Genomic DNA, 15,868 nt, shown 5'->3' with positions numbered 1-15,868 from the left:
CCTCCGTGGCTATTTTTTGCTCGCAGGGCTGGTTGTCTCGGCCTTTTTGTTCTCGACGGATTTGTCGGTTTTTTCCGGATACGGGTCATTCGGGGCGTCGCCCTGGCCGGTCAATACTTTCCAGGCTTTGCGCGTGTGAGGGGTCTTTTTGAAATCAGGGCAGGGTGGCATTGATGTTTGCGACGGGCCTGAATACTCAAATCCGCAGTCTACGCAGGCGTAGGTGCCTGCTGAAATGTCACTGCCGTATGGAACATGGTCTTTTTGCATGGGTAGATCTCCTGTGGATGCAGGGAAGATCCTATGCAGATTGATTCCTTAATGATGTCGGACGTTTCGTTATCTGAAGTGAGGCATTTCCTGCACGCATAAAAAAGATCGCAGACTTCGTCAGCACCTACGGAAAATTCATACTTCCGTAGGTGCCGCTGAAGGTTGCGATCTTTATGACGTTCTTGAATCAGTGACGCTTGCGATTGCTGATCAGGGTGCCCACGCCGGTATCGGTGAAGATCTCCAGCAGGATCGCGTTCGGCACGCGACCGTCGATGATCAGCGAGCTGCCCACACCGCCCTGGACCGCTTCCAGTGCGCAACGGATCTTCGGCAGCATGCCGCCATAGATGGTGCCGTCGGCGATCAGGTCGTCGACTTGCTGGGTTGTCAGGCCGGTCAGGACCGTGCCCGATTTGTCCATCAGGCCGGCGATGTTGGTCAGCAGCATCAACTTCTCGGCTTTCAATGCCTCGGCGACTTTACCGGCCACCAGGTCAGCGTTGATGTTGTACGACTCGCCGTTGGCGCCGACGCCGATGGGCGCGATCACCGGGATGAAATCGCCCTTGACCAACAGGTTCAGCAGGTCGGTATTGATGCCGACTACTTCGCCCACGTGGCCGATGTCGATGATTTCCGGGGTGGTCATTTCCGGCGTCTGACGGGTAACGGTGAGCTTCTTCGCGCGAATCAGCTCGGCGTCTTTACCGGTCAGGCCGATGGCGCTGCCGCCATGACGGTTGATCAGGTTGACGATGTCCTTGTTGACCTGGCCGCCGAGGACCATTTCAACCACGTCCATGGTCGCGGCGTCGGTGACGCGCATGCCGTCGACGAAATGGCTCTCGATCGACAGGCGCTTGAGCAGGTCACCGATTTGCGGGCCGCCACCGTGAACCACCACCGGGTTGATGCCCACGGCCTTCATCAGCACGATGTCGCGGGCGAAGCCGGTTTTCAGCTCCTCGCTTTCCATCGCGTTGCCGCCGTATTTGATCACCAGTGTCTTGCCGACATAACGGCGGATGTAAGGCAGCGCTTCGGACAGGACCTTGGCGGTGTTGGCGGCGGCTTCGCGTTCGAGGGTCATTCAGGGCTCCGGGTGAATCAGAACGGTAGTTGGAGATCAGGTGCAACACGCTTCAACTGGGCGTGGAAAACGTCCTTGATGCGCTGCAATTCAGCCTCGTCATCGGCCTCGAAACGCAGCACCAGCACCGGTGTGGTGTTGGATGCGCGTACCAGGCCCCAGCCTTTGGCATAGTCGACTCGCACGCCGTCAATGGTGGTCAGGTCGGCGCCTTCGCCCCACTGCGCATCGTGCAATGCATCAATGATGCTGAATTTGCTCTCTTCGGTCACATGGATATTGATTTCCGGCGTAGAAATATCGTTCGGGAAGGTCGCGAACAACTCTTCGGCCGAGGATTTTTCCTTGCTGAGGATCTCCAGCAACCGCGCGGCGCTGTAAATGCCGTCGTCGAAACCGAACCAGCGCTCCTTGAAGAAGATGTGCCCGCTCATTTCGCCAGCCAGCAGGGCGCCGGATTGTTTCATTTTCTTTTTGATCAACGAGTGACCGGTCTTCCACATTAACGACCGGCCACCGTATTCCTTGATCAGCGGAATCAGGCGGCGGGTGCATTTGACGTCGAAGATGATTTCGGCGCCCGGGTTGCGCGCCACAACGTCGCGGGCGAACAGCATCAGCAACCGGTCTGGGTAGACGATGCTGCCGGTGTTGGTCACCACGCCGACGCGGTCGCCATCGCCGTCGAAGGCCAGGCCGATGTCAGCGTTGGTTTCCTTGACCTTGGCGATCAGGTCCACGAGGTTTTCAGGCTTGCCCGGGTCCGGGTGGTGGTTCGGGAAGTTGCCGTCCACTTCGCAGAACAGCGGGATGACTTCGCAGTTCAGCGCTTCGATCAGTTGCGGAGCGATCACACCGGCCGCGCCGTTACCGCAATCGACGACCACTTTCAGGCGACGGGCCAGCTTGATGTCCTGGACGATTTCGGTGGTGTAGCGGTCGAGAATCTCGACCTGGGTGATGCTGCCCTGGCCGCTGCTCAGGTTATTGGTCTTGAGGCGGTCGTGCAGGGCCTGGATCTGTTCGTTGGCCAGGGTGTCGCCGGCAATGACGATCTTGAAACCGTTGTAGTTCGACGGGTTGTGGCTGCCGGTGAGCATCACGCCGGATTTGCCGGCCAGTACGTTGGCGGCGTAGTAAAGCGCCGGAGTCGGGACCAGGCCGACATCACTGACGTGGCAGCCGCTGTCGGCGATGCCTTTGATCAGTTGCGCGACCAGCTCCGGGCCGGACAAACGGCCATCGCGGCCGACGGACACGTTTGGCTCGCCCTGGGCCAGGCTTTGAGAGCCGACGGCGCGGCCGATCCAGTAAGCGGTTTCGGCGTTCAGGAATTCCGGGACGGTGCCGCGGATGTCGTAGGCGCGGAAGATGCTGTCAGGGAACTTGGGTGCGATGTTGGCCGGGGTGTTCATCTGTGGGAATGCTCCATCTCGAAAGTGGCTGGACAGGCCGCCGATTCACTCGGCGGCAGGTTCAAACTGAAGGGTATGACGGCGTTTTCCACAGAGAGTTCGTGGTGTGAAAGGGCCATGACGCCCCTGACGACAAGGGTTTGACCGGGCAATGCCTTGATTTTCGGAGCTAAACCTTGCAGATGACAATTTGAATTTTGTGGCGAGGGAGCCAGATCCCCCCGCCACAAGAAGAGCAAGACCGGATCAGCGGGTGCCGGTATGGCCGAAGCCGCCGGTGCCGCGCTCGGTTTCAACAAACTCTTCAACCATCTCGAAGTGAGCCTGCACTACTGGTACCAGCACCAGCTGCGCCAGGCGCTCGCCAACCGGCATGGTGAACTCGGTCTGGCCACGGTTCCAGCAGGAAACCATCAATGGGCCTTGGTAGTCGGAGTCGATCAGCCCCACCAGGTTGCCCAGCACGATGCCGTGCTTATGGCCCATCCCCGAGCGCGGCAGAATCAGCGCCGCCAGGTTCGGGTCGCCGATATAGACCGACAGGCCGGTGGGGATCAGCACGGTTTCACCCGGCTTGATCACGGTGTCCTGTTCCAGCATGGCGCGTAGGTCGAGGCCGGCGGAGCCCGGTGTGGCGTATTGCGGCAGCGGGAATTCGGTACCGATGCGGGGGTCGAGGATCTTGGCTTGCAAAGCGTGCATGTAAATTAAACCTGGTTCAGACGTTCGGCGATAAAAGTGATCAGCTGGCGAGCAATCTTGCTCTTGCTGGTCTGGGCGAAAAGTGTGGCGTGAAGCTCACGGTCGATGACGCTGCAGGCGTTTTCTTCGCTGTTGAAGCCAATGCTCGGGTTGGCGACGTCGTTGGCGACGATCAGATCGAGGTTCTTGTCTTTCAACTTGCGTGCAGCGTAATCGAGCAGGTGTTCGGTCTCGGCGGCAAAACCGACACTGAACGGGCGGTCGGGGCGGGTGGCGATGGTGGCCAGGATGTCCGGGTTACGCACCATCTGTAGCAACAAGCCGTCGCCGTTCGTAGGATCTTTCTTGAGTTTCTGTGGGGCGACGACTTCCGGACGGTAATCCGCGACCGCTGCCGAGGCGATGAACAGGTCGCAAGGGATCGCCGCTTCACACGCGGCCAGCATGTCGCGGGCGCTGACCACGTCGATGCGGTTGACGCGATCCGGAGTCGGCAGGTGCACGGGGCCGGTGATCAGGGTCACGCGGGCACCGGCCTCCACAGCGGCTTCGGCCAGGGCAAAGCCCATTTTTCCGGAGCTGTGGTTGGTGATGTAGCGCACCGGGTCGATGTTTTCCTGGGTCGGGCCGGCCGTAATCAGCACGTGTTTGCCGGTCAGTGCCTGACGCTGGAAGCAGTCGGCGGCGCACTGGGCCAGTTCAAGGGCTTCGAGCATGCGTCCCAGGCCGACGTCGCCGCAGGCCTGGCTGCCGGAGGCCGGGCCGAAAACCTTGATGTCGCGGCTTTCGAGGGTTTGCAGGTTGGCCTGGGTCGCCGGATCGCGCCACATCGCCTGGTTCATTGCCGGCGCGACGGCGACCACTGCGTCGGTGGCCAGCACCAGCGTGGTCAGCAGATCATCGGCAATGCCTTGGGCCAGGCGGGCGATCAGGTCCGCCGTGGCGGGGGCGATCAGCACCAGGTCGGCCCATTTGGCCAGTTCGATGTGGCCCATGGCCGCCTCGGCCGCCGGGTCCAGCAGGTCCAGGTGGACCGGGTGCCCGGACAGGGCCTGCATGGTCAGCGGGGTGATGAACTCTGCGCCGCCTCGGGTCATGACCACGCGCACTTCGGCGCCCTGATCGATCAGGCGGCGAACCAGGTCGGCGCTCTTGTAGGCAGCGATACCGCCGCCGACGCCCAGAACAATGCGTTTCCGATACAGCCGCTGCATAGGCCTGCCTTTCAATTCGTTGGTGACATACGTGGCGAAACCCCCTCCCCAGGGTGAATTCGCCCGCAAAAAAGATGGGCTACGATATCACAGCGACCGCTACGGAACAGCGGTGCCCACAGACAGGGAGGTGCTATGAGTATTCGCGATTGGCCGGCGGCGGAACGGCCGCGGGAGAGGTTGCTTGAGCGGGGCGCGGGAAGCCTTTCGGATGCCGAATTGCTGGCGATCTTTTTACGCACCGGCGTGGTGGGTAAAAGTGCAGTAGATCTGGCGCGACACCTGTTGAATCAGTTTGGCAGCCTGCGTTTGTTGCTTGAAGCCGATCAGGAAGCGTTCAGCAAGCAGTTGGGACTTGGGCCGGCGAAATTTGCGCAGTTGCAGGCTGCGCAAGAAATGAGCAGGCGTCATCTGGCCGAGCGTGCGCGCCATAAATCGGCACTGGAGAGTCCGCACGCGGTTCGCGAGTATCTGAAATCGATGCTGCGCCACGAGCCACACGAGGTGTTTGGTTGCCTGTTTCTCGATTCCAGGCATCAGGTACTGGCGTTCGAGACGCTGTTCCGCGGCTCCATCGACAACACCAGCGTTCATCCGCGAGAGGTGGTCAAGCGCGCCCTGGCCAACAACGCAGCGGCATTGATCCTCTGTCACAACCATCCTTCGGGCAACACCGACCCAAGTCAGTCCGACCGGGTGCTGACCAAGCGCCTGCAAAAGGCGCTGGAGTTGATTGACGTGCGGGTGCTCGACCATTTCATCATCGGTGATGGCGACCCGTTGTCGATGGCGGAGTATGGCTGGATGTGAATGATTCACTGTAGGAGCGAGCTCTGCTCGCGATGGCGGCCGGGGCACCGTTTTCATTCAAGCAGCCCTCGTCATCGTTGAAGTCCATCGCGAGCAGAGCTCGCTCCTACAGGGTTTCAGCCGTTTATTTCAGGGTCGCTTTGGAGTAATCCTGCCGGCCGAACGGGCTGACCGAATACCCCTCGACATCCTTGCGCGTCAGCGCGAAGGCCGTCGGGTGAGCCAGTGGTAGCCACAACGCCTGCTGCTGGATCTGCGCCTGGGCCTGTTCGTAGAGTTTGCTACGCACACCTTGCTCGCCAGTGGTCTTGCCGGCGCTGATCAGCTTGTCCAGGTCCTGATTGCAGTAGCGGGCGAAGTTGGTGCCGGACTTGACCGCCGCGCAGGAAAACTGCGGCGTGAGGAAGTTGTCCGGGTCACCGTTGTCACCGGCCCAGCCCATGAACAGCAAGTCGTGCTCACCGGCCTTGGCGCGGCGGATCAGTTCGCCCCATTCGATCACGCGGATTTCGGCCTGAATGCCGATTTCCGCGAGGTCAGACTGCAGCAGTTGGGCACCAAGGCTTGGATTGGGGTTAAGCAGGCTGCCGGAAGGGCGGGTCCAGATGGTGGTCTGGAAGCCGTCCTTGAGTCCGGCCTTGGCCATCAAGGCCTTGGCCTTGGCGATGTCGTGAGGGTAACCCGGCAGGCCTTTGGCGTAGCTCCAGGTGTTGGGCGGATACGGACCGTTGGCCGCCTCGGCAGTGTCTTCGAACACGGCTTTGACATAGTTGGCCTTGTCGAAGGCAAGGTTGATGGCCTGGCGGACTTCAGGCTTGTCCAGTGGCGGATGCTGACTGTTGATGCCGACGAATGCGGTCATGAACGCGTCAGTCTTTTCGACCTTCAGCGTCGGCTCTTTCAGCGCTTCCTGTACGTCCAGAGGCTTGGGCGACAGGGCGATCTGGCATTCGTTGCGGCGCAATTTCTGCAGGCGCACGTTGGCGTCCGGGGTGATGGCAAAGATCAGCGGATCTACAGAGGGTTTGCCGCCGAAGTAGTCGGGGTTGGCTTTGTAGCGAACCGATGCGTCCTTCTGGAAGCGAGTGAAAACGAACGGCCCTGTGCCGATCGGCTGGCTGTTGAGCTTCTCGGGTGTGCCGGTCTTCATCAGTTTGTCGGCGTATTCGGCCGAATAGATCGAGGCGAAACCCATGCTCAGGGTCGCCAGGAAGGTCGAATCCGGGTGGTCGAGGGTGAAGCGCACGGTCTGCGGATCGAGGGCGTCGATTTTCTTGATCAATGCAGGCAACTGCATCGATTGCGCATGCGGGAAGCCGCTCTGGGCGACTTTGTGCCACGCATTGGCCGGGTCGAGCATACGGTCGAAGCTGAAAATCACGTCTTCGGCGCTCAGGTCACGCGTCGGGGTGAAGTACTCGGTGCGATGGAATTTCACCTGCGGGTGCAACTTGAACACGTAGATCAGGCCATCGGGGCTGACTTCCCAGCTATCGGCGAGGCTGGCGACCACTTTGCCACTGGCCGTGTCAAAGTCCACCAGGCGATTCATCAACACATCGGCCGAGGCATTGGTGGTGGTCAGCGAGTTGTACTGCACCACGTCGAACCCTTCAGGGCTGGCCTCGGTGCAGACGCTCAGGGCGGCGGCAAATGCCTGTGGGCTCAGCAGAAGCGGGGCGAGCAACAGCGGTAGGGCAGCAAGGCGCATGGTCGGCTTCCTATACAGGTCGAAGGCCCATCTGCAAGTGCAGTCTGGAAAAGGCCTACCCTAGTGGGCTCTTTTGCAAATGACTATCCCCTTTTTCATTTTAAGGGGACTATAGGCGACTGATTTTGCTGTGCAGCGGTTGAGCAAACCCCTTGGATGGCTCGCTGAACGATTTTCTGCGACGAGCGGTCGCCATCGACGATAGCCTTTGTCCAAGGCGCTCGGAGCCAGAAAAACGGGGTTTTTGTGAATTCAACGCACACTGAATGTTGTTGCTCTCTAGTCTTTCTGGTATAAAGCAGCGCTCTTTTCTAGGGGCCCGGTTCCTTCACTGTAGGTGTAGCCGGTAAGACCTCTAAAGAAACGCGGCGCCTGGCGCCAAATGACTGAGAGATTAAGCGGCCAACCCATGCCGGGTTGGGCATGTGGTTTTAGAGGGCTGAGGCATGTCTAGAGTCTGTCAAGTTACCGGTAAGGGTCCGGTGACTGGGAATAACATTTCCCACGCAAACAACAAAACCCGTCGTCGTTTCCTGCCGAACCTGCAGCATCACCGCTTCTGGGTTGAAGAAGAGAAACGTTTTGTGCGTCTGCGCGTATCTGCCAAAGGCATGCGTATCATCGACAAGCGTGGCATCACTGTCGTGCTGGCCGAACTTCGCCGCGATGGCAAGGTTTAAGGGAGCTAATCATGCGTGAATTGATTCGTTTGATTTCGAGCGCCGGTACTGGTCACTTCTACACTACCGACAAGAACAAGCGTACTACTCCGGACAAAATCGAGATCAAGAAATATGATCCGGTTGTTCGCAAGCACGTGATCTACAAAGAAGGCAAAATCAAGTAATTGATTTTTCCCTCTTACGAAAAAGGCCCGTATCGCGAGATACGGGCCTTTTTTGTTGCCTGTGGGTTATGCAGTGCCTGTCAGGGCCCTTTCGCGAGCAAGCCCGCTCCCACACTTGATTGTCGCCGGACACAAATGTGGTGTTCACTGAAGCTCGAATGTGGGAGCGGGCTTGCTCGCGAAGGGGCCGGCCCTGACAACGCTAGTCTTCAAGCCTTCTGTTCAAACGCCACATAGATCTTGCGGCATGGCTCCAGCACTTCCCAGGTGCCACGAAAGCCTGCCGGGATCACGAAGCGATCACCCACACGCAGCGTCTTGGCGTTGCCGTCGAGGTCACGTATCACGGAAACCCCCTGCACGATTTCGCAGTATTCGTGCTCGGTGAAGTTTACCGTCCACTGGCCGACAGCCCCTTCCCACACGCCAGCGTTCAATTGGCCGCAAGGGCTGTTGTAGTGGTTGTACACCACTTGCTCTGGATCACCCTTCAGTACTTTGGTCGGATCCGGGCGATAGCGTTCGGCGGCGGTGGTGGCCTGGCTGAAGTCGACGATATTCTGGATGCTCATTGTTGTATTCCCCCGTCATTGCGTTGGTATTGCCAAAGTCTATGTTTATTAAAATGAACATCGCAAGGCCGTTTGCCGGTGTTATGTCAAATATATTGAAACTTCACCTGCCGCTGGTTTAGGGTGGTGGATGCCTTGGGCCGAAAAGCAGGCTGGCCGGGCAGAATTCCTGACAGCGCCCGCGAAGAACGCGGGTGTCGTATCAATAAGAGGAGGACACTCGCATGACCACCCTGACCCGTGCCGACTGGGAACAACGTGCCCGCGACCTGAAAATCGAAGGCCGCGCCTATATCAATGGCGAATACACCGACGCCGTTTCCGGCGAGACATTCGAGTGCATCAGCCCGGTCGATGGCCGTCTGCTCGGCAAGATTGCCAGTTGTGACGCCGCCGATGCCCAGCGCGCCGTGGAAAACGCTCGCGCCACGTTCAATTCCGGTGTCTGGTCGCGTCTGGCGCCGACCAAACGCAAGTCCACCATGATCCGTTTTGCCGGCCTGCTGAAACAGCACGCCGAAGAGCTGGCCCTGCTTGAAACCCTGGACATGGGCAAGCCGATCAGCGATTCCCTGTACATCGACGTTCCCGGCGCGGCGCAAGCCTTGAGCTGGAGCGGCGAAGCCATCGACAAGATCTACGACGAAGTGGCAGCCACTCCGCACGATCAGTTGGGTCTTGTGACCCGTGAGCCGGTGGGTGTTGTGGGCGCCATCGTGCCGTGGAACTTCCCGCTGATGATGGCGTGCTGGAAACTCGGTCCTGCGCTGTCCACCGGTAACTCGGTGATCCTCAAGCCGTCCGAAAAATCCCCGCTGACCGCCATTCGCATCGCCGAACTGGCTGTCGAAGCCGGCATCCCGAAAGGCGTGCTGAACGTGCTGCCGGGTTACGGTCACACCGTCGGCAAGGCCTTGGCCCTGCACAACGACGTCGACACCCTGGTATTCACCGGCTCGACCAAAATCGCCAAGCAATTGCTGATCTACTCCGGCGAGTCGAACATGAAGCGAGTCTGGCTCGAAGCCGGCGGCAAGAGCCCGAACATCGTGTTCGCCGATGCGCCGAATCTGCAGGATGCTGCCGAAGCCGCTGCTGGCGCCATCGCCTTCAACCAGGGCGAAGTCTGCACCGCCGGTTCGCGCCTGCTGGTGGAGCGTTCGATCAAGGATAAATTCCTGCCGCTGGTGATCGAGGCGCTGAAGGCCTGGAAGCCGGGCAATCCGCTGGATCCGGCGACCAATGTTGGCGCGCTGGTCGATACCCAGCAGATGAACACCGTACTGTCCTACATCGAGTCCGGTCATGCCGACGGCGCCAGGTTGGTGGCCGGTGGCAAGCGTACGCTCCAGGAAACTGGCGGCACTTACGTTGAACCGACGATTTTCGATGGTGTGAGCAATGCGATGAAAATCGCCCAGGAAGAAATCTTCGGCCCGGTACTGTCGGTTATCGAATTCGACAGCGCCGAAGAAGCCATCGCGATTGCTAACGACACACCGTACGGCCTGGCCGCTGCGGTCTGGACGGCCGACATTTCCAAGGCCCACCTCACCGCCCGCGCACTGCGTGCCGGTAGCGTGTGGGTCAACCAGTACGATGGCGGCGACATGACCGCTCCGTTCGGTGGCTTCAAGCAATCCGGCAACGGCCGCGACAAGTCCCTGCACGCGTTCGACAAATACACCGAGCTGAAGGCGACCTGGATCAAGTTGTAAGCCGTTAAGGGAGGTCTGTTGTAGAGCAGGCCTCCCGAACGACACAGATCCCTTGTGGGAGCGAGCTTGCTCGCGATAGCGGTGTAACAGTCGACTTCAATGTTGAATGTTGTTCCGTCATCGCGAGCAAGCTCGCTCCCACAATGTTTTGTGTTGTACATAAAAATATCCACAGGAGCGTGGAACATGCGTTGGGCGACTTATTTCGCCGTTTTGGCATCTGTCCTGAGTGTCGGCCTGGCCTTGGGTGTCAGCATGCCGCTGGTGTCGTTTCGCTTGGAAAGCTGGGGCTACGGCTCGTTTGCCATTGGCGTGATGGCCGCGATGCCAGCCATCGGCGTCCTGCTGGGGGCGAAAATCTCCAGCCATCTGGCGGCGCGATTCGGCACGGCCAATCTGATGCGCCTGTGCCTGTGGGCCGGGGCGGTTTCGATCGGTTTGCTGGCGCTGTTGCCGAGCTATCCGATCTGGTTGGTGCTGCGGCTGATGATCGGGGTGATCCTGACCCTTGTATTCATCATCGGTGAAAGCTGGATCAATCAACTGGTGGTCGAGCAATGGCGCGGGCGGCTGGTGGCGCTGTATGGCAGCAGCTACGCATTGAGTCAGCTGGCGGGGCCGGTGTTGTTGGGCTTCCTCGGTACCGAGCATGACTATGGCTTTTGGGTGGGCGTCGGTTTGCTGATGGGGGCTCCGTTCCTGTTGCTGGGCCGCAGTGGCGCGCCGAGCAGTGAAGCCAGCAGCGTGACCCTGCGTGATTTGCTTGAGTTTTGTCGTGGCCTGCCGGCGATTGCCTGGGCGGTGTCGCTGTTCGCTGCGTTCGAGGCGATGATTTTGACGCTGTTGCCGGTCTACTGCCTGCGCCAGGGCTTCACCACGGAGATCGCTCTGGCGATGGTCAGTACGGTGGTCGTCGGCGATGCGGTGCTGCAATTGCCGATTGGTGCGTTGGCCGATCGTTTGTCGCGGCGGGCGTTGTTTACCGGCTGCGCAGTCGTCTTGCTGGTGTCGAGCCTGGCGATTCCGATGCTGATCGACACACTGCTGATCTGGCCGCTGTGGGTCTTGTTTGGCGCCAGTGCCGGTGGCTTGTTCACCTTGTCACTGATCCTGATCGGTGAGCGTTATCGCGACGACGCACTGGTGCGGGCCAACGCGCATATTGCACAGCTGTGGGGGATTGGTTGCTTGGTCGGGCCGCTGCTGGCGGGTGCCGGCAGCCAGTGGATCAACGGCCATGCGTTGCCGTTGCTGATGGCAGTGGGGGCCTTGGGCGTGCTGATTGTGGTGTCGCGGCAAGGGGCGTTTGGCACCGCTCAGCCAGCCTGATGAGCATCGCAGGACTGTGGCGGTCGAGTCTTACAACATCGTCCCCAGCCAACCGAATTGCTCAGCCAGGCATTGAAGCGCCGCCGCCAACTCCGTTTGGCGGCGCAGATAGGCATATGTACGCTGATTCCCGAAAAAAGGTCAGTCGCTGAGCTGATCGTTTTCCGCCAGCAGTCTGATCGCTGTCGTACCGACCTTGCGTACTGCGTCTTCGATCTGCGGTGTTGGCTTGGCAGCGTAGTTCATGCGCAGGCAATTGCGGTACTTGCCCGAGGCGGAAAAAATACTGCCCACGGCAATCTGTACGCCCTGGTCGTGCAATGCACGATTCAGTTTCAGGGTGTCGAAACCTTCCGGTAATTCGACCCACAGCATGAAGCTACCCTGTGGGCGACTGGCGCGGGTGCCGGCCGGGAAGTAGCGGGTCACCCAATCAATCATCATGTCGCGATTGCGCTGGTATTGCGTACGCATCCGCCGCAAATGCGGTTCGAAGTGGCCACCTTTAAGGAATTCGGCGATGGCGATCTGCGGTTGTGGCGCGGTGGATCCGGTGCTGATGTATTTCATGTGCAGTACCCGTTCCAGATAGCGGCCGGGCGCGACCCAGCCGATGCGCAGGCCGGGTGCCAGGGTCTTGGAAAACGAACTGCACAACAGGACACGACCGTCCTCGTCGAAGGACTTGATCGTGCGCGGACGCGGGTAGGTGTAGGCGAGCTCGCCATACACATCGTCCTCGATGATCGCCACGTCATAGCGCTGCGCAAGCGTCAACAACGCGCGTTTGCGCGACTCCGGCATGATGTAGCCCAACGGGTTGTTGCAGTTGGGGGTCAACTGTATGACCTTGATCGGCCACTGTTCCAGGGCCAGTTCCAGCGCTTCGAGGCTGATGCCGGTCAGTGGATCGGTGGGGATTTCCAGGGCCTTCATGCCCAGGCCCTTGAGGGTCTGCATCGCGCCGTGAAAGCTCGGCGAGTCCACCGCGACAATGTCGCCGGGCTCGCAGATCGCGCGAATACTGGTGGACAGCGCTTCATGGCATCCAGTGGTCACCACCAGTTCGCTGGCACTCAACTGGCAGCCGGAATCGAGCATCAGACGAGCGATCTGTTCGCGCAGTTCAAGGTTGCCGTGGATGTTGTCGTAATACAGGCCGGGCATGTCCTGCCGACGGCTGATTCGCGCCAGGTCACGCAGCAGCGGTTTCATGGTCGCACTGGTGATGTCCGGCATGCCGCGACCCAGTTGCACCACGTCTTTGCGTGGAACGGCGCGAATCAACTCCAGCACTTGATCCCATTGGGAAATGTCCACCGGCCGTTGGGCCGGGCGGCCGACTGCCGGCAAATCCGGCAGTTCGCGGCTGGCCGGGACGAAGTACCCCGACTTGGGCCGAGGCATGGCCAGCCCGCTGTCCTCCAGCACCCGATAGGCCTGCTGCACTGTGCTCAGGCTGACGCCGTGCTCGACGCTCAGCGCCCGAACCGAAGGCAGCCGGTCACCGGGGCGATAGAAGCCCTGTTCGATACGTGTGCCGAGCAATTCGGCGAGGTTGACGTAAAGGGTCATGGTGCAGCCTCGATAAGGGTGATTCGGTTAACCAGTACAGATCGGGCGAAAAATCGGGATTCAGTGGCGGAATCGGCAAAACTGTATGGAATTAATACAGTTGTTTTGAATCTGTAATGCTCTTGCGCGCCCACGCATCATGGAACCTCTGGCTACCCAAGTAAACAGGAGCATCCAAGATGAACGGTTTGAGCGATGTGCGGCTGACGTTACACAGTCAGGAGCTGGCGACCGGGCAGAACAACGGCACGCGGGAGGGGGGCATGGGCAATGCGTCGTCCGGCCTGAATCGCTGGGACCGGTTCTGGCGTCGCCTGCACACGCGCAAGGCGTTGCTGGCCCTGACGGCTGACCAGCTCAAGGACATCGGGCTGACGCGGGAGCAGGCGCGGGAGGAGGGGCTGAAGCCTTTCTGGCGGATCTGAGTTTTGCGGTGTTCTTCAGGGCCTCATCGCGAGCAAGCTCGCTCCCACAAGGAACGGTGGTGAACACAAATTTTGTGAACACTGCCAAACACTGTGGGAGCGAGCTTGCTCGCGATGGCGTCGGTACAGGCCCAGCTAAACCTTCAGACCAACTCTTTAAACCGATGCCACAACATCCCCAATGCCAGCAACGGCGAACGCAAATGCTTGCCACCCGGGAATGTGATGTGCGGCACCTTGGCAAACAGATCGAAGCCGCCGCTGTGCTGGCCGCTGATAGCTTCGGCCAACAGCTTGCCGGCCAGGTGCGTGGCGTTCACGCCATGACCGGAATAGGCCTGGGCGTAATACACATTCGGCTGGTCCTTGAGTCGCCCGATCTGCGGCAGGCGGTTGGCGCCGATACCGATCATGCCGCCCCATTGGTAATCGATCTTCACTGCACTCAGTTGCGGGAAGACCTCCAGCATTTTCGGACGCATGTACGCAGCGATGTCTTTCGGGTCGCGGCCGGAGTAATGGCAGGCACCACCAAACAGCAGGCGCCGGTCCGCCGAGAGCCGGTAGTAGTCCAGCGCCACGCGCTGGTCACAGACCGCCATGTTCTGCGGCAGAAGGGCGTGGGCCCGTTCTTCGCTCAATGGTTCGGTGGCGATGATGTAGCTGCCGGCGGGCAGGACTTTGCCGCTGAGTTCCGGGTTGAGGTCATTGAGGTAGGCATTGCAACCCAGTACCAGGGTCTTGGCGCGCACCGAGCCCTCGGCGGCATGGACCTTTACCTCTGGGCCATAGTCGATGCGGGTCACGGCCGAGTGCTCGAACAACTGGACCCCCAGTCGTTGTGCCGCGGATGCTTCGCCCAAGGCCAGGTTCAGTGGATGCAGGTGCCCCGAGCCCATGTCGATCAGGCCGCCGACGTAACGCGTAGAGCCGACCACGGTGTGCATCTCGTTGGCTTGCAGCAAACGGGTCTCGTAGCGATAACCGAGGCTGCGCAGTTCTTCGGCATCCTCGGCGAAACCTTCCAGGTCTCGGGGTTTGTTGGCGAGGTCGCAGTAACCCCAGGTCAGGTCACAGGGGATCTGGAAGTGCTCGACCCGTTGCCGGACGATTTCCACGGCTTCCAGGCCCATGAGTTTCATTTGCCGAACACCTTCGACACCGATGACGTTGGTGAACTGATCGAGGCCGTGGCCGACGCCGCGAATCAGTTGCCCGCCATTTCGACCACTGGCGCCCCAGCCGATTCTATGGGCTTCAAGCAACACTACACTGAGGCCGCGTTCGGCCAGCTCAAGCGCCGTGTTCAACCCCGAAAACCCACCGCCCACCACACAGACATCGGTCAGCACTTCGCCTTTGAGCGCCGGAAGTTCAGGCTGCGGCAGACTGCTGGCGGCGTAGTAGGACGCGGTGTGGTTCATTGCAGGCTGTTGAGCACGGGCATTCATGTGTGTGTTCCTGATGCTTGCGCTTAGAAAACTTGACGGAGCATAAGCCGGACCTTCCCGGACGGGCAACATTGGTCGGCTGGTGCTGTCTGGATCGGGGCTTTTGCGTCAGAATCGCGCTCTATTCCGCTATTGGTCACCGCTGCAATGAGCTGCAACAGTCAGACAATCCGCACATTGCGACAGCAGATTCCCTCGTTCGAGTGCGTTCCCGGCTGCCATGACTGCTGCGGGCCGGTGACCACCTCGCCGGAAGAAATGTCACGCCTGCCGCGCAAGACCCGCGCCGAGCAGGATGCCGCCATGGAAGAACTCAACTGTGTGCACCTGGGGCCCAATGGTTGCACGGTGTATGACGAACGGCCGCTGATCTGCCGGTTGTTCGGCACCACCAAGACCCTGCCGTGCCCCAATGGGCGGGGGCCAGTGGAATTGATTCATCCGCGGGTGGAGAAGCAGGTGTTCGAGTACATGGCCAGTACCCGGCAGGTGTTGGTTTAAAACAGCGAGTCTTCAGGTGGACCGAGTTGCCTCAATCGCGAGCAAGCTCGCTCCCACAGGTATTTGAGTCTGCCTGAATTTTGTGTTCAAAACCGGTTCATTGTGGGAGATTCTATGTTGCAGGGGAACCCTGCAACTTCAAATTCGGCTGGTATTCGCTCTGGTTTTTCATGAGGGCGAATGCCACTCGGCAAAGCTTGCGGGCAAGAATGACCAAGGCCTGAGTTCTGGC

At 59.9% G+C, this 15,868-nt stretch carries 15 protein-coding genes and 2 pseudogenes; 7 read left to right on the top strand and 10 right to left on the bottom strand.

What is annotated here, in order from left to right:
• Positions 1 to 9: 9 nt before the first annotated feature.
• The 5 genes and pseudogenes from KGA98_RS04250 to coaBC all read right to left on the bottom strand — a co-directional run bounded on the left by KGA98_RS04250 (position 10) and on the right by coaBC (position 4,697).
• Positions 10 to 270: a hypothetical protein gene (locus KGA98_RS04250; RefSeq protein ID WP_057712744.1), complete on the bottom strand. Its 261-nt coding sequence runs from the start codon at positions 268 to 270 to the stop codon at positions 10 to 12.
• Between the two features lie 190 nt (positions 271 to 460).
• The gene (argB, locus tag KGA98_RS04245) at positions 461 to 1,366 is read right to left on the bottom strand and encodes an acetylglutamate kinase (RefSeq protein ID WP_053163877.1); all 906 of its coding nucleotides are present in this window, start codon (positions 1,364 to 1,366) and stop codon (positions 461 to 463) included.
• Positions 1,367 to 1,383: 17 nt separating this feature from the next.
• A pseudogene (locus tag KGA98_RS04240) lies at positions 1,384 to 2,760 on the bottom strand (phosphomannomutase/phosphoglucomutase); the annotation flags it as partial.
• A gap of 267 nt (positions 2,761 to 3,027) precedes the next feature.
• Positions 3,028 to 3,483, bottom strand: coding sequence for a dUTP diphosphatase (gene dut / locus KGA98_RS04235; protein ID WP_007975171.1), 456 nt, complete (start codon positions 3,481 to 3,483; stop codon positions 3,028 to 3,030).
• A 5-nt stretch (positions 3,484 to 3,488) separates the two neighbouring features.
• Positions 3,489 to 4,697: a bifunctional phosphopantothenoylcysteine decarboxylase/phosphopantothenate--cysteine ligase CoaBC gene (gene coaBC, locus KGA98_RS04230; RefSeq protein ID WP_090452162.1), complete on the bottom strand. Its 1,209-nt coding sequence runs from the start codon at positions 4,695 to 4,697 to the stop codon at positions 3,489 to 3,491.
• A gap of 135 nt (positions 4,698 to 4,832) precedes the next feature.
• Between coaBC and radC the strand changes: the two genes are divergently transcribed.
• Positions 4,833 to 5,507 (top strand): RadC family protein, encoded by a 675-nt coding sequence (gene radC, locus KGA98_RS04225; protein ID WP_057712747.1) that lies wholly within the window; start codon positions 4,833 to 4,835, stop codon positions 5,505 to 5,507.
• 124 nt (positions 5,508 to 5,631) lie between these two features.
• Here radC and KGA98_RS04220 read toward each other — a convergent pair whose 3' ends face one another.
• A complete protein-coding gene (locus tag KGA98_RS04220; RefSeq protein ID WP_223501450.1) occupies positions 5,632 to 7,218 on the bottom strand; it encodes an ABC transporter substrate-binding protein in 1,587 nt (528 codons plus the stop codon).
• Between the two features lie 446 nt (positions 7,219 to 7,664).
• Here KGA98_RS04220 and rpmB point away from each other — a divergent pair, with 446 nt between their 5' ends.
• Complete coding sequence (gene rpmB / locus KGA98_RS04215; RefSeq protein ID WP_007975166.1) at positions 7,665 to 7,898, top strand: 50S ribosomal protein L28; 234 nt, start codon at positions 7,665 to 7,667, stop codon at positions 7,896 to 7,898.
• 11 nt (positions 7,899 to 7,909) lie between these two features.
• Complete coding sequence (gene rpmG, locus KGA98_RS04210; RefSeq protein ID WP_003177274.1) at positions 7,910 to 8,065, top strand: 50S ribosomal protein L33; 156 nt, start codon at positions 7,910 to 7,912, stop codon at positions 8,063 to 8,065.
• Positions 8,066 to 8,274: 209 nt separating this feature from the next.
• Here the strand turns inward: rpmG and KGA98_RS04205 are convergent, their stop codons facing one another.
• Positions 8,275 to 8,637 carry a cupin domain-containing protein gene (locus tag KGA98_RS04205; protein ID WP_057395874.1) on the bottom strand — a complete coding sequence of 121 codons (363 nt, stop codon included), beginning with the start codon at positions 8,635 to 8,637 and terminating at the stop codon, positions 8,275 to 8,277.
• A gap of 224 nt (positions 8,638 to 8,861) precedes the next feature.
• Here KGA98_RS04205 and KGA98_RS04200 point away from each other — a divergent pair, with 224 nt between their 5' ends.
• Entirely contained in the window at positions 8,862 to 10,355 is a 1,494-nt protein-coding gene (locus KGA98_RS04200; protein WP_057712751.1) for an aldehyde dehydrogenase, read from the top strand.
• 186 nt (positions 10,356 to 10,541) lie between these two features.
• Positions 10,542 to 11,684 carry an MFS transporter gene (locus KGA98_RS04195; RefSeq protein ID WP_223501447.1) on the top strand — a complete coding sequence of 381 codons (1,143 nt, stop codon included), beginning with the start codon at positions 10,542 to 10,544 and terminating at the stop codon, positions 11,682 to 11,684.
• A gap of 141 nt (positions 11,685 to 11,825) precedes the next feature.
• Here the strand turns inward: KGA98_RS04195 and KGA98_RS04190 are convergent, their stop codons facing one another.
• Entirely contained in the window at positions 11,826 to 13,259 is a 1,434-nt protein-coding gene (locus tag KGA98_RS04190; RefSeq protein WP_218494620.1) for a PLP-dependent aminotransferase family protein, read from the bottom strand.
• A gap of 179 nt (positions 13,260 to 13,438) precedes the next feature.
• Between KGA98_RS04190 and KGA98_RS04185 the strand changes: the two genes are divergently transcribed.
• Positions 13,439 to 13,684 (top strand): DUF1127 domain-containing protein, encoded by a 246-nt coding sequence (locus KGA98_RS04185; RefSeq protein ID WP_090452154.1) that lies wholly within the window; start codon positions 13,439 to 13,441, stop codon positions 13,682 to 13,684.
• Between the two features lie 143 nt (positions 13,685 to 13,827).
• On the opposite strand, the gene KGA98_RS04180 is transcribed toward KGA98_RS04185, so the two are convergent.
• A complete protein-coding gene (locus tag KGA98_RS04180) occupies positions 13,828 to 15,135 on the bottom strand; it encodes an NAD(P)/FAD-dependent oxidoreductase (RefSeq protein WP_223501443.1) in 1,308 nt (435 codons plus the stop codon).
• Positions 15,136 to 15,282: 147 nt separating this feature from the next.
• Between KGA98_RS04180 and KGA98_RS04175 the strand changes: the two genes are divergently transcribed.
• Positions 15,283 to 15,636 carry a YkgJ family cysteine cluster protein gene (locus KGA98_RS04175; protein ID WP_007975156.1) on the top strand — a complete coding sequence of 118 codons (354 nt, stop codon included), beginning with the start codon at positions 15,283 to 15,285 and terminating at the stop codon, positions 15,634 to 15,636.
• 112 nt (positions 15,637 to 15,748) lie between these two features.
• On the opposite strand, the pseudogene KGA98_RS04170 reads toward KGA98_RS04175, so the two are convergent.
• Positions 15,749 to 15,868: pseudogene (locus KGA98_RS04170) on the bottom strand (IS110 family transposase); the annotation flags it as partial.

This window comes from Pseudomonas sp. BF-R-24 (assembly GCF_019947335.1).
In the GTDB taxonomy this organism is placed as follows: domain Bacteria; phylum Pseudomonadota; class Gammaproteobacteria; order Pseudomonadales; family Pseudomonadaceae; genus Aquipseudomonas; species Aquipseudomonas jessenii.
The sequence above is the reverse complement of the archived record's forward strand: the minus strand, read 5'-3'. Positions and strand labels throughout refer to the sequence as shown.

Bases quoted from the DNA above. Each gene is read 5' to 3' on its own strand.
- KGA98_RS04250 (WP_057712744.1), bottom strand. From the start codon at position 270: ATGCAAAAAGACCATGTTCCATACGGCAGTGACATTTCAGCAGGCACC.
- argB (WP_053163877.1), bottom strand. From the start codon at position 1,366: ATGACCCTCGAACGCGAAGCCGCCGCCAACACCGCCAAGGTCCTGTCC.
- dut (WP_007975171.1), bottom strand. From the start codon at position 3,483: ATGCACGCTTTGCAAGCCAAGATCCTCGACCCCCGCATCGGTACCGAA.
- coaBC (WP_090452162.1), bottom strand. From the start codon at position 4,697: ATGCAGCGGCTGTATCGGAAACGCATTGTTCTGGGCGTCGGCGGCGGT.
- radC (WP_057712747.1), top strand. From the start codon at position 4,833: ATGAGTATTCGCGATTGGCCGGCGGCGGAACGGCCGCGGGAGAGGTTG.
- KGA98_RS04220 (WP_223501450.1), bottom strand. From the start codon at position 7,218: ATGCGCCTTGCTGCCCTACCGCTGTTGCTCGCCCCGCTTCTGCTGAGC.
- rpmB (WP_007975166.1), top strand. From the start codon at position 7,665: ATGTCTAGAGTCTGTCAAGTTACCGGTAAGGGTCCGGTGACTGGGAAT.
- rpmG (WP_003177274.1), top strand. From the start codon at position 7,910: ATGCGTGAATTGATTCGTTTGATTTCGAGCGCCGGTACTGGTCACTTC.
- KGA98_RS04205 (WP_057395874.1), bottom strand. From the start codon at position 8,637: ATGAGCATCCAGAATATCGTCGACTTCAGCCAGGCCACCACCGCCGCC.
- KGA98_RS04200 (WP_057712751.1), top strand. From the start codon at position 8,862: ATGACCACCCTGACCCGTGCCGACTGGGAACAACGTGCCCGCGACCTG.
- KGA98_RS04195 (WP_223501447.1), top strand. From the start codon at position 10,542: ATGCGTTGGGCGACTTATTTCGCCGTTTTGGCATCTGTCCTGAGTGTC.
- KGA98_RS04190 (WP_218494620.1), bottom strand. From the start codon at position 13,259: ATGACCCTTTACGTCAACCTCGCCGAATTGCTCGGCACACGTATCGAA.
- KGA98_RS04185 (WP_090452154.1), top strand. From the start codon at position 13,439: ATGAACGGTTTGAGCGATGTGCGGCTGACGTTACACAGTCAGGAGCTG.
- KGA98_RS04180 (WP_223501443.1), bottom strand. From the start codon at position 15,135: ATGAATGCCCGTGCTCAACAGCCTGCAATGAACCACACCGCGTCCTAC.
- KGA98_RS04175 (WP_007975156.1), top strand. From the start codon at position 15,283: ATGAGCTGCAACAGTCAGACAATCCGCACATTGCGACAGCAGATTCCC.